The sequence below is a fragment of the Pseudomonas sp. FSL R10-1350 genome, from assembly GCF_009600525.1.
In the GTDB taxonomy this organism is placed as follows: Bacteria; Pseudomonadota; Gammaproteobacteria; order Pseudomonadales; family Pseudomonadaceae; genus Aquipseudomonas; species Aquipseudomonas helleri.
The window spans coordinates 1-272 of the sequence record NZ_WIVR01000234.1 but is presented as its reverse complement, the minus strand read 5'-3'; the positions used below and the strand labels follow the sequence as shown (position 1 = coordinate 272).

At 54.4% G+C, this 272-nt stretch carries 1 protein-coding gene; it reads left to right on the top strand.

What is annotated here, in order from left to right; all coding sequences use genetic code 11:
* Positions 1 to 272 (top strand): transposase (locus tag GHO25_RS27015; RefSeq protein ID WP_153393481.1); only part of this gene is annotated, 272 nt, incomplete at both ends.

The window sequence follows — 272 nt, the reverse complement described above, 5'->3', positions numbered from 1 at the left end:
CTTGGCGACTGGAAAGGCAAGTTGGTCTGCGACGATTACGGTGGTTACAAAGCCAGTTTTGCACTTGGCGTTACTGAAATCGGCTGCATGACCCACGCTCGCCGCAAGTTTTACGATCTGCACGTCACCAAAAAAAGCGTGCTGGCCGAGCAAGCGTTGCGGTACATCGCGGCCCTATATGAAATTGAACGCGAGGTTCGCGATTTGGAACCGGATGTCCGGCGACGAATACGTCAGGAAAAAGCAGCGCCCCTGATGGACGCGTTTCATGC